This is a genomic window from Mycobacterium pseudoshottsii JCM 15466, assembly GCF_003584745.1.
Classification (GTDB): Bacteria; Actinomycetota; Actinomycetes; order Mycobacteriales; family Mycobacteriaceae; genus Mycobacterium; species Mycobacterium marinum.
On record NZ_AP018410.1, the window covers coordinates 2,468,482 to 2,482,397 of the forward strand.

Below are 13,916 nucleotides of genomic sequence, written 5' to 3' on the forward strand. Positions count from 1 at the left end.
CGCTTCGGCAGTTGCTGCCCGAGTTGCCCCGAAATGGCTAGGGCAACAACACGACCGACCCAATAGTCTTGCGGGCTTCCAGATCTTGATGGGCCTTCATCGCATCGGCCAGCCGATACCGCCCGCCAACCTCGATGGTGATTACCCCGCTGCTGATCGCGTCGAAAAGTTCGCTGGCCCGCCAGCTGAATTCCTCGGCGGTGCGGATGAAGTGGAACAGCGACGGACGGGTGAGATACACCGAGCCGGCCGCATTGAGCCGTTGCGGTTCGACTGGAGGAACGGGACCACTGGCGGCGCCGAACAATGCGAGCGTCCCGCGTACGGCCAGGCTGGCCAGGCTGGCGTCGAACGTCGTTGCCCCGACTCCGTCGTAGACGGCGGCCACACCGGCACCATCAGTCAGGGCGCGCACCTGTCCGCCGAACTGCCAAGCGTCGGTAGGGTAGTCCAGCACTTCGGCCGCGCCGGCATCCCTGGGGAGCTTGGCCTTTTCCGGAGTTGAGACGGTGCTGATCACCCGTGCCCCCAGGTGAGTAGCCCATTGCGTCAGAATCAGCCCGACGCCGCCGGCGCCGGCATGCACCAAGATGGCGTCGCCGTCGGCAACCGGGTACACCGACTTCAGGAGATAGTGCGCGGTGAGGCCCTTCAGCAGTGCCGATGCGGCCACTTCGGCGCTGACACCGTCGGGCACCTTGGCGGTCAGAGCCGCCGGTGCAGTGCAGAATTCGGCGTAGCCGCCGTTCGCGGAGGCGCCGACCACGCGGTCGCCCACAGCAATCCCGCCGGCATCGGCCGCCGTGGCGCCCGGGCCGAGGGCTACCACGGTTCCGCATACCTCCGAGCCGATGACGAACGGGAGCTCCCGTGGATAACTTCCCGACCGGAAGTAGGTGTCGATGAAGTTGACACCGATCGCCTCGGCCTTGATCACCAGCTCGCCATGACCGGGCTCGGGTTGCGGCCGCTCGACGTAGCTGAGGACTTCGGGACCGCCTGTTTGGCTGACTTCAATTGCGTGCACGCCGCTATCATGCCCGACCATGAAGTTGGCCCGGCCGGACGTCTTCCATCCGCGCGTCGTCTTGGCGGGTTGGCCGCACCAACCAGCCGGTGATGGCGACGACGCCGGGCTGGTTGCGGCCCTGCGCCGCCGCGGTCTGCACGCGCATTGGTTGTCGTGGGACGATCCCGACATCAGTGGCGCGGACCTGGTGATCCTGCGGGCCACCCGCGACTACGCCCGTCGGCTCGACGAGTTTGTGGCCTGGACCGGCGGCGTCCGCAATCTGCTCAACCCGCCCGCGGTGGTGGCCTGGAATGCACACCGGCGCTACTTGGACGACCTGGCGAACAGGGGCGTGCCGATGCTACCCAGCCAGATGTGCCGGCCGGGGGAGCGGTTGCGGTCGCTGCCAGCACCTCAGGTGTTCATCGGCCCCGGCGTAGGCACCGGCACGCGGCGTTTCAGTGATCACGCCAAGGCCGCGGAATATGTCGATGAACTCCACGCGGCAGGACAATCGGCGCTGGTGCACGTCGGTGATCCGGTTCCCGAGGCGGTGCTGATTTTTGTGGGTGGGCGGCCCTCGCACGCGTTCACCACCCAGGAAAACGCGCTACGTCAGGGCGAGCCGGACTTCGAGATCTGGGATATCGGTGCTGCGGCGTTGCGGGCCGCGGCCGCCGCGGCCGGCGTGCAGGCGGGGGAGCTGCTCTGCGCCCGGGCCCACCTGGTCGGTACTCGGCTACTGGAACTGCAATTGATCGACCCGTCGTTGGGCTGGCGGCGCTTGGACACAGCCACCCGAGACCGGGCCCAGCGTGAGTTCGCGCTGAGCGTCCAGTCAGCCCTGGGAGGCCTCGGCCTGGGTCCGTTCTCGCATCGACGCCCATAGCGCCGCGGTCGCTGCGGTACAGGCCGCGGCCCCCGCCACGTGGACGGCAACCAGAGCGGCGGGCACTCCCGTGTAGTACTGCACGGTGCCCACACCGGCTTGGGCGAAAACCAACACCACCAGGACGGTCAGCCGCCGCAGGATCGCGTGGGTGGCGCCGACGGCCAGGAGCCCGAACCCCAGCCCGACCAGCAACGCGAGGTAGGAAACCAGCAGCGATGAGTGCAGGTGCACCAGATCGGTGATCTCGATTTTCAGTCGCGGCACCGTCCGGCTGGGGCTCTTGTCGCCCGCATGCGGGCCGGCCGCCGTCACCAACGTGCCCGTTACCAGGACCGCGGCCAGATTCACCGCGCTGAGCACGGCGAGGGCGCGCAGCGGCCTGACCACAAGTTCGTGCGCAACGCCTTCGTCGGGCTGGCCGACTTTGGCATAGAGCAACACCGACAACCAGACCATCGTCATCGATGCCAGCAGATGGATGGCTACCGTCCACCACAGCAGCCCGGTGCGCACCGTGATGCCACCGATCACGGCCTGCACCACCGTGGAGGCCGGCATCAGCCACGCATAGACCAGCACCTCGGTGCGCCGCCGTGCCCGGGTGACGGCCAACACGGCCAGCGCCGCGGTGATGACCACCGCGAAGGTGATCATCCGATTTCCGAACTCGACGGCCTGATGGATTCGGGGCACCTCGGCGACCGCCACCGGGGTGAAGCTGCCGGGAAAACACTGTGGCCAGGTCGGACAACCCAGGCCCGAGGCCGTGACGCGGACGATTGCGCCGGTGACGGCGATGCCGCCCTGGGTCAGGATGACGGCCGCGGCGATGATCCGCTGAACGCGCAGGCTCGGGTCGGGGAGCAGGTCAACCAACCGCAGCAAGACTCGTCCGAGGGCCACCGCCCGATCGTAGCGACAACTACGTCACGTAGTAGAACGGGTATCAGGTGAAGCGGAACCAGCGCCGCGCCGCCAGCGCCGCCAGCGTTCCCCACACGGCCAGCACAACCACGCCGAACCAGTCCACCGACAGGACCATCGCCCGCGACAGCGCCTCGGTGAGCGCACCCGACGGAGTGAGCCGCGCCGCCCACTTGACCGCGGTGGGAATCACATCGGTTTCGACCGTCAGCGCGCCGAAGCCGGCGAACACGAACCACATCAGGTTGGCGACCGCCAGCACGATCTCGGCCCGTAACGTGCCGCCGAGCAGCAGGCCGAGAGCCGCGAAACCGGCGGTACCCAGGGCAATCACCGCGCCACCCAGCGCCAGCGCGGCCAGCGCCGGGCGCCAGCCCAGGGCGAAGCCGATGGCGCCCAGCACGATTGCCTGCAGGAACACCACGGCGACGACGGCCAGCGACTTGCCGGCGATGATCCCCCAGACGGGCAGCGGGGTTGCTCCGAGCCGTTTGAGTGCCCCGTATCGGCGGTCGAATGCCACCGCGATGGCCTGCCCGGTGAATGCGGTGGAGATCACGGCCAGCGCCATGATCACCGGCACAAAGGTGGCGGCTCGGTGCTGGCCGAAAGAGCCGAGGGGCAGCAGTGTCAGACCAATCAGCAGGGTGATCGGGATGAACATGGTCAGTAGCAGCTGCTCACCGTTGCGCAGCAGCAGTTTCAGCTCCAGACCGAACTGAGCGGCCAGCATCCGGGGCACGGCACTCGGCCGCGGGTCCGGGGTGAAGGTGCCTACGGGAAAGGTGCCTTCGCCGTTGGTCTGCGTCACGATCGCAACTTCCTACCGGTGAGATCGAGGAACACGTCCTCGAGGCTGCGTTGCTCGACCCGCATGTCGGTGGCCAGGACGTCGATGCGCGCGCACCACGCCGTGACCGCCGCCAGCACCTGCGGATCGACGTTGCCTTCGACCAGGTATTCGCCCGGAGTCACCTCGGTGACCCGGTAATCCTCCGGCAGCGCCGACACCAACAACGACAGGTCAAGCCGCGGTGGCGCGGTGAATCTCAATTGGTCTTTAGCGCCGCTGCGCATCAATTCGCTCGGGGTTCCCTCAGCCACCATGACGCCATGATCGATGATGACCAGCCGGTCGGCGAGCTCCTCGGCCTCCTTGAGTTGGTGGGTGGTCAGCACCACCGTCACCCCGTCGCGGCGCAGGGCGTCGATCAATTCCCACACCAACAGGCGGGCATGAGCGTCCATCCCGGCGGTGGGCTCGTCCAGAAACACCAGCTCGGGACGCCCCACCAGGGCGCAGGCCAGGGCGAGGCGCTGCTGTTGTCCCCCGGACAGGCGCCGGTAGGTGGTCCGTGCCGCATCGGTCAGTCCGAGGGTGTCCAACAACCAGCGTGGATCTAGCGGGTCGGCGGCGTAGGAAGCGACCAGGTCGAGCATCTCGCCGGCGCGTGCCGCCGGATAGCCGCCCCCGCCCTGCAGCATCACACCGATGCGGGGCCGCAGGCGTGCGTTATCGGCGATCGGGTCCAGCCCCAGCACCTCGATGCTGCCGGCGTCCGGGCGCACGAAGCCCTCACACATCTCGACGGTTGTGGTCTTCCCGGCTCCGTTAGGCCCCAGCAGGGCCATCACCTCTGCGGCGCGCACCTCCAAATCGAGGTTGGAGACCGCCGTCACAGAGCCGTACTGTTTGCCGACCCCGCGCAGCCTCACCACGATTTCGGTGCCCCGGCCTGCTGCGGGGTATTTGGGGTCCGAGCTCACGTCGAGTCAGCGTAGGCGTCGGTTGTCGACGTCGGTCGCCGGGTCGCCGGAGGCTTGGCGGCCGGGTCCGCGGTCTCCGGCTGATTCGATTCGCCCTGTTGGTTTGGTTCGGCCTGCTGACTCGCTTCCGCCGGTTGGGTCACCTCGGCCGGAGGGGGCGACTCGACCGGCAGCGCCCTCCAAGGCAACCGGTGGTAGGTGAGGGCCATCAGCACCAACACGATGATCGCGCTGGCCAGGGTGGCATCAACGATTTGGAATAGCGCGAACCGATCGCCATTGGCGGTAGGGCCGAAGATGCCGACGATGAGGGTGATGATGATGGTTGCCACCCGGAATCCGGTGCGGGTGGCCCAGGCGGCCATCGGAATGATCGCCCAGAGCAGATACCAGGGCTGCACAACCGGAAACAACAGCACCGTGAGGCCCAGCGCGACGCCAAGCCCTCCGATCGGGTGCAGGCGGCCGCGGAACACGGCGAGCAGCAGCCAGCTGACCATCACCATGATGATCAAGACGCCCATGGCGCGGGTCAGCGACAGCACCGCGGTGGTGTGATCACCCAGGCGCAGCAGGATCCCGACCTGCCCGGTGCCCAGCGCCAGCAGCGTTGGCGGCGACATCCAGCTGCGCACCACGTTGGCGGTTCCCAGGGTGGACATCCAGCCGAACCCCAGCCCGCTGGCCCAGCCGACCACGGCCATCACCGACAGCGCCAGCGCGGACATCGCGCTGCCGCACACCAGCAGCGCCTTGATCGTGCCGCCATAGCGGTACGCCAATGCCATCGTGATAAAGCCCAGCGCCAGCAGCGACGGCAACTTCACCTGCGACGACAGCGCGATCAGGATCGCCCCGCCCGCCAGCATGCCCAGCGGTTCCCAGGCGGCGGCACGAGCCTTGATTGCCCGGCTGCGCTCCGCGCTACTGGCGCGCCTGGGCGCCGGACGGGGCCGCCCGGAAAGCGGTATGAGCCGCGGCGCGTCAAGACCTCGCAGCGCGAACTCGGCGCCGGTCAGCATCAGTCCGAGCATCAGTGCCTCGTTGTGGATGCCGGCAACCAGGTGCATGAACAGCAGCGGATTGGCCGCGCCCAGCCATAGCGCGCTGACCTCGGCCACCCCGCAGCGTTGGGCCAGGCGTGGGGTTGCCCACACGATCAACGCCACGCCGATCAACACCACCAGTCGGTGGAAGAGCACCGCGGCGACGATGTTCTCGCCGGTCAAATCCGAGATTCCGCGGCCGATCCACAAGAACAGGGGGCCGTAGGGTGCCGGCGTTTCCCGCCACAAGCTGGGGACCGACAGCGTGAAGACGTGGCCCAGTCCCAGACCCGATGCCGGTCCCACCCGGTAGGGGTCCAGCCCGTCCCTCGAGATCTGGCTTTGGGCCAGGTAGGAGTAGACGTCCTTGCTGTACATCGGTGGTGCGATCAGCAGCGGCAGCATCCACAACACCAGCGTGCGGTCCAGTTCCCCGCGCGACATCCGCCGCTTGCCCAGCGCGAACCGGCCGAGCATCAGCCAAGCCAGCGCCATCATGACCGCACCGGTGGTCGTCATGGTCAATGACACCGTCTGTATTCGCGACGGAAGGTTGAGTAACCGCACTCCGAACGTGGGGTCCTGGACTACTGGCCTGGCGCCGGCACCCAGCGCGCCGATGCTCATCAGGACGGTTCCGGTGGCCCCGAACAGGCGAGTTCGTGCCAGTGCGGTGAGTTCGGCGGCGTTCAGCGGCGAGCCCACCGCCTGCTCGTCGCCGTGCAAGCTGGCGATCGATGAGCTCAGCGTGTGGTGGCGGGCTGCCATCAGAGCAGCGTAGCGGCACACCACGCGGTGCCGTCGCGTCGCTCGGGTGTGACCAGCGCAACCCCCTAGCCAGGGCATCCTTGCTAGACCGATGCCCGGAATTGCGTCACACTGGTGTTGTGAAAATCCAACCGGAGTTCAGTGCTGCCCACAGTGCAGCTCTGGTGGCCGGGTCGGATGGCCACACCCGCAGGGCCATCGTGCGGTTGCTCCTGGAATCCGGATCCATCACCGCCGGCGAGATCGGGGACCGGCTCGGGCTCTCGGCTGCCGGTGTACGTCGCCATCTCGATGCCTTGATCGACGCGGGCGACGCCGAATCCGCGCCTGCCGCCCCGTGGCAGCAGGCGGGACGTGGACGGCCCGCCAAGCGCTACCGGCTGACGCCGGGAGGCCGGGCCAAGCTCGAGCACTCCTACGATGACCTGGCGGCGGCGGCGATGCGCCAACTCCGTGAAATCGGTGGTGATGACGCGGTGCGCACGTTCGCCCGGCGCCGGATCGATGCCATCCTGGCCGGTGTGCCGGCCGCTGCCAGCCCTGACGACGCCGCGGTCGAAGCGGCGGCCGAGCGTGTCGCCAGTGCACTGACCAAGACGGGCTACGTCGCCACAACCACCCGGGTGGGTGGGCCGATCCACGGTGTGCAAATCTGCCAGCACCACTGCCCGGTGTCCCATGTGGCCGAGGAATTCCCGGAGTTGTGTGAAGCCGAGCAGCAGGCCATCGCGGAGGTGCTCGGCACTCACGTACAGCGGTTGGCGACCATCGTCAACGGAGACTGTGCCTGCACCACCCACGTGCCCCTAACCCCGGCGCCCAGCCCGCGCCAACACCTGACGAGCACCGGAGGAGCGTCCGCATGACACTCACACCAGAAGCCAAGACCGCGGCCGAACCGCTGACCCAGGATGAGGCCATCGCCTCACTGGGCAACTATGGCTACGGCTGGTCGGACTCCGACGCGGCCGGCGCGGCCGCGCAGCGCGGGTTGTCCGAGGCCGTGGTCCGCGATATCTCCGCCAAGAAGAACGAGCCCGAATGGATGCTGCAAACTCGGCTCAAGGCGCTGCGCATCTTCGAGCGCAAGCCCATGCCGAATTGGGGCTCCAACCTCGCGGGCATCGACTTCGACAACATCAAGTACTTCGTGCGCTCCACCGAGAAGCAGGCTGCCAGCTGGGACGATCTGCCCGAAGACATCCGCAACACCTACGATCGCCTGGGCATTCCGGAAGCCGAGAAGCAGCGCCTGGTCGCCGGTGTGGCGGCCCAGTATGAGTCAGAGGTGGTCTACCACCAGATCCGCGAGGATCTGGAGGCCCAGGGCGTCATCTTCTTGGACACCGACACCGGTCTGCGCGAACACCCGGAGATCTTCAAGCAGTACTTCGGCACCGTGATCCCGGCCGGGGACAACAAGTTCTCCGCGCTGAATACCGCGGTGTGGTCGGGCGGAAGTTTCATCTACGTCCCGCCGGGCGTGCACGTCGACATCCCGCTGCAGGCCTACTTCCGGATCAACACCGAGAACATGGGTCAGTTCGAGCGGACGCTGATCATCGCCGACGAGGGTTCCTACGTGCACTACGTCGAGGGCTGCACCGCGCCGATCTACAAGTCGGACTCGCTGCACTCGGCCGTCGTCGAGATCATCGTGAAACCGCATGCGCGGGTGCGCTACACCACCATTCAGAACTGGTCGAACAACGTCTACAACCTGGTCACCAAGCGGGCCCGCGCCGAGGCCGGCGCCACCATGGAGTGGATCGACGGCAACATCGGATCCAAGGTCACCATGAAGTACCCGGCGGTGTGGATGACCGGCGAACACGCCAAGGGCGAAGTGCTGTCGGTGGCGTTCGCGGGCGAGGACCAGCACCAGGACACCGGCGCCAAGATGCTGCACCTGGCGCCCAACACGTCGAGCAACATCGTGTCCAAGTCGGTCGCGCGCGGTGGCGGCCGCACCTCCTACCGGGGCCTGGTTCAGGTCAACAAGGGTGCACACGGGTCGCGGTCCAGTGTGAAATGTGATGCGCTGCTGGTCGATACGATCAGCCGCAGTGACACCTACCCCTACGTTGACATCCGCGAGGACGACGTCACGATGGGCCACGAGGCCACCGTGTCCAAGGTCAGTGAAAACCAGCTGTTCTACCTGATGAGCCGTGGGTTGACCGAAGACGAGGCGATGGCGATGGTGGTGCGCGGCTTTGTCGAGCCGATCGCCAAGGAACTGCCGATGGAGTACGCGCTCGAGCTCAACCGGCTAATCGAGCTGCAGATGGAGGGTGCGGTCGGATGACCGTTGACAATCTGACGACGGCCGCCGCACTGAACAAAGGTGAGCTCTTCGCATCTTTCGACGTCGACGCCTTCGAGGTTCCGCACGGCCGCGACGAGCTTTGGCGGTTCACTCCGCTGAAGCGGTTGCGCGGTCTGCACGACGGCTCCGCAGCTGCCTCGGGCAGTGCCCAGCTCACCGTCGGTGAACAGGCCGGTCTGCGGGTAGAGACGGTACGCCGCGGCGACGAGCGGTTGGGCCAGGGCGGTGTTCCCGCCGATCGTGTTGCCGCCCAGGCTTTCTCATCGTTCAACTCGGCAACGTTGGTCACCGTCGGGCGGGACACCCAGCTGGGCGAGCCGGTAAACATCACCATCACCGGCCCCGGTGAAGGCGCGGTTGCCTACGGGCACCTGCAGATCAGGGTCGAGGAGCTGGGTGAAGCCGTCGTGGTGGTCGACCACCGCGGCAGTGGAACCTACGCCGACAACGTCGAGTTCGTGGTCGGCGACTGTGCCCGGCTCACCGTGGTGTGGATCGCGGACTGGGCTGATGACACCGTTCACCTGAGCGCACATCACGCCAAGCTGGGCAAGGACGCGGTATTGCGCCACGTGACCGTGACATTGGGCGGCGAAGTGGTGCGGATGTCGGCCAACGTGCGCTTCACCGCACCCGGGGGCGATGCCGACCTGCTGGGCCTGTACTTCGCTGACGACGGCCAGCACCTGGAGTCGCGGCTGCTGGTCGATCACGCTCAGCCGGACTGCAAGTCCAACGTGCTGTACAAGGGTGCACTGCAAGGCGATCCGGGGTCGGCCCTGCCGGACGCGCACACCGTGTGGGTGGGTGACGTGCTGATCCGTGCCGCCGCCACCGGCACCGACACCTTCGAAGTGAACCGCAACCTGGTGCTCACCGACGGGGCTCGTGCGGACTCGGTGCCCAATCTGGAGATCGAGACCGGCGAGATTGCCGGCGCCGGCCACGCCAGTGCGACCGGGCGTTTCGACGATGAGCAACTGTTCTACCTGCGCTCTCGGGGCATCCCCGAAGAGCAGGCCCGCCGGTTGGTGATCCGTGGTTTCTTCGGCGAGATCATCTCCAAAATCGCGGTTCCAGAGGTGCGGGAACGCTTGACCGGCGCCATTGAACACGAACTGGAAATCACCGAATCACAGGCAACAGAGAAGACGGAAAATACAGCAGCCTCATGACCACATTGATTATCAAGGACCTGCACGTCAGCGTCGAGAATCCCAACGCCGCCGAGGGCGAGCGCGAGATTCCCATCCTCAAGGGCGTCGATCTCACCGTGAAATCCGGTGAGACACACGCTTTGATGGGCCCCAACGGCTCCGGCAAGTCCACGTTGTCCTACGCCATCGCCGGTCACCCCAAGTACCAGGTGACATCGGGTTCCATCACGCTAGACGGCGCCGACGTGCTGGAGATGAGTGTCGACGAGCGCGCCCGAGCCGGACTGTTTCTGGCCATGCAGTACCCCGTCGAGGTGCCCGGTGTCTCGGTGTCGAACTTCCTGCGTTCGGCCGCGACGGCCATCCGCGGCGAGGCGCCGAAGCTGCGGCACTGGGTCAAAGAGGTCAAGGCCGCGATGGCCGCCCTCGAGATCGCCCCCGTGTTCGCCGAGCGCAGCGTCAACGAGGGCTTTTCCGGCGGCGAGAAGAAGCGCCATGAGATTCTGCAGCTGGAACTACTCAAGCCCAAGATCGCCATTCTCGACGAGACCGACTCCGGCCTCGACGTCGACGCGTTGCGCGTGGTCAGCGAGGGGGTAAACCGCTACGCGGAGGCAGAACACGGCGGCATCTTGTTGATCACCCACTACACCCGCATTCTGCGTTACATCCGTCCAGAGTTTGTCCACGTGTTCGTCGGCGGCCGCATCGCCGAGTCCGGTGGGCCCGAGCTGGCCGACGAACTCGAGCAGAACGGGTACGTCCGCTTTACCCAAGCGGCGGCCGCAGGGGCCTGAAAATGACTGTCTCGGTGGCGCGTCTGGACCTCGCGGCGATCCGGGCCGACTTCCCGATCCTGCAGCGCGTCATGCGTAGCGGAAATCAGTTGGCCTACCTGGATTCCGGTGCCACATCGCAGCGCCCGCTGCAGGTGCTCGATGCCGAGCGGGAATTTCTCATCACGTGCAACGGCGCGGTGCATCGCGGTGCCCATCAGCTGATGGAAGAGGCCACCGACGCCTACGAGCAGGGCCGAGCCGACATCGCGGCCTTCGTCGGTGCCGAGCCCGACGAACTGGTGTTCACCAAGAACGCCACCGAGTCACTCAATCTGGTGTCATACGTGCTGGGGGACAGCCGGTTCGACCGAGCCATCGGCCCGGGCGACGTCATCGTCACCACTGAACTCGAACACCACGCCAACCTGATTCCGTGGCAGGAACTCGCCCGGCGCACCGGGGCAACGTTGCGTTGGTACTCGGTGACCGACGAGGGGCGTATCGACCTCGATTCACTGCAGCTCGATGAGCGCGTCAAAGTTGTTACTTTCACCCATCATTCGAACGTGACCGGTGCGTTGGCGCCGGTGGCCGAATTGGTGTCTCGCGCCAAAGCGGTGGGGGCGCTGACGGTTTTGGATGCCTGCCAGTCGGTGCCGCATCAGCCGGTCGACTTTCACAAACTTGATGTGGATTTCGCCGCCTTCTCGGGACACAAAATGCTGGGTCCCAACGGAATCGGTGTGCTCTATGGCCGTCGTGAGCTGTTGGCGGCGATGCCGCCGTTCCTCACCGGCGGTTCGATGATCGAAACGGTGACCATGGAGGCCAGCACGTACGCGCCCGCGCCCCAGCGCTTCGAGGCGGGCACCCCGATGACCTCCCAAGTGGTCGGATTGGCGGCAGCGTCGCGCTATCTGGACGCCATCGGTATGGATGTCATCGAAGCCCACGAGCGTGACCTGGTTGCCGCGGCCATCGAGGGGCTCTCGGCCATCGAGGGCGTCCGTATCATCGGACCCACGTCGATGGAGAACCGCGGGTCGCCGGTGTCGTTCGTCGTTGATGGGGTGCACGCCCACGATGTCGGTCAGGTGCTCGATGACGAAGGCGTCGCGGTCCGGGTCGGGCATCACTGCGCATTGCCGCTGCACCGCAAGTTCGGCGTAGCCGCAACCGCGCGCGCGTCGTTCGCGGTGTACAATACCCGCGACGAGGTGAACCGGCTGTTGGCCGGTGTGCAGCGGTCGCTGAATTTCTTTGGGAGAGGCTGAAGTTGCGACTGGAGCAGATGTATCAAGACGTGATCCTCGATCACTACAAGCACCCGCAGCATCGTGGATTGCGGGAGCCGTTCGCCACCCAGGTCAGCCACGTCAACCCGGTCTGCGGCGACGAAGTCACCCTGCGGGTCACACTGTCCAATGACGGGGCGACGATTGCAGACGTTTCCTATGACGGGCAAGGTTGTTCCATCAGCCAAGCCGCTACCTCGGTGCTGACCCAGCAGGTGATCGGGCAAACGGTGCCAGAGGCGCTCGAGACCGTCGACGCCTTCAGCCAAATGGTGTCCTCGCGCGGAACCGTGCAGGGCGACGAGGATGTCCTGGGCGACGGAGTTGCGTTTGCCGGCGTCGCGAAGTATCCGGCTCGGGTGAAGTGTGCCTTGCTTGGCTGGATGGCCTTCAAAGACGCACTGGCCCAGGCTATTACCGCAAATGCGCTAGCCGAAGGCGGCGAACACGTGGAGGAGGTCAGCGATGAGTGAAACCACCGCTCCCAATGAAGAGATGCTCGCCGACATCGAGGAGGCGATGCGCGACGTCGTCGACCCCGAACTGGGCATCAATGTCGTCGATCTGGGGCTGGTCTACGGACTGAACCTGGCCGAAGGAGAGGACGGTACCGTCGCGCTGATCGACATGACGTTGACCTCGCCGGCCTGTCCGCTGACCGATGTCATCGAGGATCAGTCGCGCAGCGCGTTGGTCGGCAGCGGCCTGGTCAACGAGATGCAGATCAACTGGGTGTGGAACCCGCCGTGGGGGCCGGACAAGATCACCGAGGACGGGCGGGAGCAGCTGCGCGCCCTTGGTTTTACCGTCTGACTCGACGCTCCGTCGGCCCGCGCCGGCCGACAATCTGTCGCCATACAGTTGGTCATTAACCTGTATTGTTTCTGGCCTATGCTCGGCCGTGGCCAACATCTAGACTGTGACTTCGACCACACTGTTCCAAGTCGACTTACCGGCTAGGTGTGGCATCCGTCGCTGGCGAGTGAGGGGGCTTATGTGTCTCTTCTGGTGGTGGCGCCCGAGCTGGTGACTTCGGCGGCGGCCGACTTGCAGGGCATCGGTTCTTCGGTCAACGCGGCAAACGCGGCGGCGGCGATTTCGACCACCGAACTTACCGCCGCGGCCGCCGATGCGGTCTCTGCGGCCGCGGCAACACTGCTGGGAGGCTTCGGTCAGCAGTACCAAGCGCTGGCAGGTCAGTTGGCAACCGCCTATGACCAGTTGGCCAGCAAGCTGGCGGCCGACGCGGCTGCATATCTCGGTGCCGAGTCCGCCAACGCAAATCAGCTGTTCTCGAACGCGGTCAACGCATCGACCGCCCTGGTCAACGGGCCATTTCTGGAGTTGACTGGACGTCCGCTGATCGGCAACGGGGCCAACGGCTATACCAACGCCCAAGGCATAGGGACACCCGGCGGAGCCGGTGGGTGGTTGTATGGCAACGGCGGAAGCGGTGGCAACAGCACGCATGCCGGCGTGGCTGGGGGCGCGGGCGGAAACGCAGGTCTGATCGGCAACGGCGGAATGGGCGGGGCCGGCCTGCGCGGCGGGGATGGTGGCACCGGTGGCCTGGGGGGCTGGCTGTGGGGCCAAGCCGGGGCCGCGGGCACCGGCACCCCGCTACCCGCGAACGAAATCCTGATGCGGGTGGACCAATACGGCAACCCAGTGGTGACCATCTCGGTCGGCGGGGGCCCCGGCATCGCCGTGACGGTCGATACCGGAGCCAGTGGCCTGTTGGTCCGGCCTCAAGACGTCAATCTGCAGTCTCTGGGCACCCCCACCGGTTCGGGCGCCGTCACCTACGGCAATAGCAGCTACGCGTTCAACACCGTGCAATATCAGACATATCAGACAACGGTCAGGGCTCCGGCGTTGTTGATTAGCAGGCTTGTGAGCTGGGTTGATGATCTTTGGTGCCGCGCTATTGGGGCCGGAGTGTAGGCA

The 13,916-nt window shown here is 66.2% G+C and carries 14 protein-coding genes; 9 read left to right on the plus strand and 5 right to left on the minus strand.

What is annotated here, in order from left to right:
• Positions 1–37: 37 nt before the first annotated feature.
• Entirely contained in the window at positions 38–1,027 is a 990-nt protein-coding gene (locus MPSD_RS11255) for a quinone oxidoreductase family protein (RefSeq protein ID WP_020787806.1), read from the minus strand.
• A gap of 19 nt (positions 1,028–1,046) precedes the next feature.
• On the opposite strand from MPSD_RS11255, the gene MPSD_RS11260 reads away from it, so the two are divergent.
• Positions 1,047–1,901, plus strand: a complete 855-nt coding sequence (locus tag MPSD_RS11260; RefSeq protein WP_015356094.1) for an ATP-grasp domain-containing protein — start codon at positions 1,047–1,049, stop codon at positions 1,899–1,901.
• Here MPSD_RS11260 and MPSD_RS11265 read toward each other — a convergent pair.
• From MPSD_RS11265 to mptB, 4 genes are all read right to left on the minus strand, one after another.
• Positions 1,851–2,780, minus strand: a complete 930-nt coding sequence (locus MPSD_RS11265; protein WP_011739943.1) for a COX15/CtaA family protein — start codon at positions 2,778–2,780, stop codon at positions 1,851–1,853. The two genes, MPSD_RS11260 and MPSD_RS11265, sit on opposite strands and share 51 nt — an antisense overlap.
• 70 nt (positions 2,781–2,850) lie before the next feature.
• Positions 2,851–3,639: an ABC transporter permease gene (locus MPSD_RS11270; RefSeq protein ID WP_012394018.1), complete on the minus strand. Its 789-nt coding sequence runs from the start codon at positions 3,637–3,639 to the stop codon at positions 2,851–2,853.
• Positions 3,636–4,595 (minus strand): ABC transporter ATP-binding protein, encoded by a 960-nt coding sequence (locus MPSD_RS11275; protein ID WP_020787803.1) that lies wholly within the window; start codon positions 4,593–4,595, stop codon positions 3,636–3,638. The genes MPSD_RS11270 and MPSD_RS11275 overlap by 4 nt, the downstream gene beginning before the upstream one ends.
• On the minus strand, positions 4,592–6,409 hold the full coding sequence (gene mptB / locus MPSD_RS11280; protein ID WP_036426693.1) for a polyprenol phosphomannose-dependent alpha 1,6 mannosyltransferase MptB: 1,818 nt from the start codon (positions 6,407–6,409) through the stop codon (positions 4,592–4,594). Before mptB ends, MPSD_RS11275 begins: the two co-directional genes overlap by 4 nt.
• A gap of 80 nt (positions 6,410–6,489) precedes the next feature.
• Here mptB and MPSD_RS11285 point away from each other — a divergent pair, with 80 nt between their 5' ends.
• The 8 genes from MPSD_RS11285 (at position 6,490) to MPSD_RS30235 (ending at position 13,913) form a co-directional block, all read left to right on the plus strand.
• Entirely contained in the window at positions 6,490–7,275 is a 786-nt protein-coding gene (locus MPSD_RS11285; RefSeq protein WP_086085739.1) for a helix-turn-helix transcriptional regulator, read from the plus strand.
• Positions 7,272–8,717 (plus strand): Fe-S cluster assembly protein SufB, encoded by a 1,446-nt coding sequence (sufB, locus tag MPSD_RS11290; protein WP_012394022.1) that lies wholly within the window; start codon positions 7,272–7,274, stop codon positions 8,715–8,717. The genes MPSD_RS11285 and sufB overlap by 4 nt, the downstream gene beginning before the upstream one ends.
• Positions 8,714–9,913, plus strand: coding sequence for a Fe-S cluster assembly protein SufD (gene sufD / locus MPSD_RS11295; protein WP_012394023.1), 1,200 nt, complete (start codon positions 8,714–8,716; stop codon positions 9,911–9,913). The genes sufB and sufD overlap by 4 nt, the downstream gene beginning before the upstream one ends.
• Positions 9,910–10,692, plus strand: a complete 783-nt coding sequence (sufC, locus tag MPSD_RS11300; RefSeq protein WP_020787799.1) for a Fe-S cluster assembly ATPase SufC — start codon at positions 9,910–9,912, stop codon at positions 10,690–10,692. Before sufD ends, sufC begins: the two co-directional genes overlap by 4 nt.
• Positions 10,693–10,694: 2 nt before the next feature.
• Positions 10,695–11,948, plus strand: coding sequence for a cysteine desulfurase (locus MPSD_RS11305; RefSeq protein ID WP_086085740.1), 1,254 nt, complete (start codon positions 10,695–10,697; stop codon positions 11,946–11,948).
• The gene (sufU, locus tag MPSD_RS11310; protein ID WP_085979812.1) at positions 11,945–12,442 is read left to right on the plus strand and encodes a Fe-S cluster assembly sulfur transfer protein SufU; all 498 of its coding nucleotides are present in this window, start codon (positions 11,945–11,947) and stop codon (positions 12,440–12,442) included. The genes MPSD_RS11305 and sufU overlap by 4 nt, the downstream gene beginning before the upstream one ends.
• Positions 12,435–12,782 carry a metal-sulfur cluster assembly factor gene (locus tag MPSD_RS11315; protein WP_011739953.1) on the plus strand — a complete coding sequence of 116 codons (348 nt, stop codon included), beginning with the start codon at positions 12,435–12,437 and terminating at the stop codon, positions 12,780–12,782. The genes sufU and MPSD_RS11315 overlap by 8 nt, the downstream gene beginning before the upstream one ends.
• Before the next feature lie 183 nt (positions 12,783–12,965).
• Positions 12,966–13,913 carry a PE domain-containing protein gene (locus MPSD_RS30235; protein WP_165601484.1) on the plus strand — a complete coding sequence of 316 codons (948 nt, stop codon included), beginning with the start codon at positions 12,966–12,968 and terminating at the stop codon, positions 13,911–13,913.
• Positions 13,914–13,916 lie beyond the last annotated feature (3 nt).

Bases quoted from the DNA above. Each gene is read 5' to 3' on its own strand.
- mptB (WP_036426693.1), bottom strand. From the start codon at position 6,409: ATGGCAGCCCGCCACCACACGCTGAGCTCATCGATCGCCAGCTTGCAC.
- sufD (WP_012394023.1), top strand. From the start codon at position 8,714: ATGACCGTTGACAATCTGACGACGGCCGCCGCACTGAACAAAGGTGAG.
- sufB (WP_012394022.1), top strand. From the start codon at position 7,272: ATGACACTCACACCAGAAGCCAAGACCGCGGCCGAACCGCTGACCCAG.
- sufC (WP_020787799.1), top strand. From the start codon at position 9,910: ATGACCACATTGATTATCAAGGACCTGCACGTCAGCGTCGAGAATCCC.
- MPSD_RS11260 (WP_015356094.1), top strand. From the start codon at position 1,047: ATGAAGTTGGCCCGGCCGGACGTCTTCCATCCGCGCGTCGTCTTGGCG.
- MPSD_RS11315 (WP_011739953.1), top strand. From the start codon at position 12,435: ATGAGTGAAACCACCGCTCCCAATGAAGAGATGCTCGCCGACATCGAG.
- MPSD_RS11305 (WP_086085740.1), top strand. From the start codon at position 10,695: ATGACTGTCTCGGTGGCGCGTCTGGACCTCGCGGCGATCCGGGCCGAC.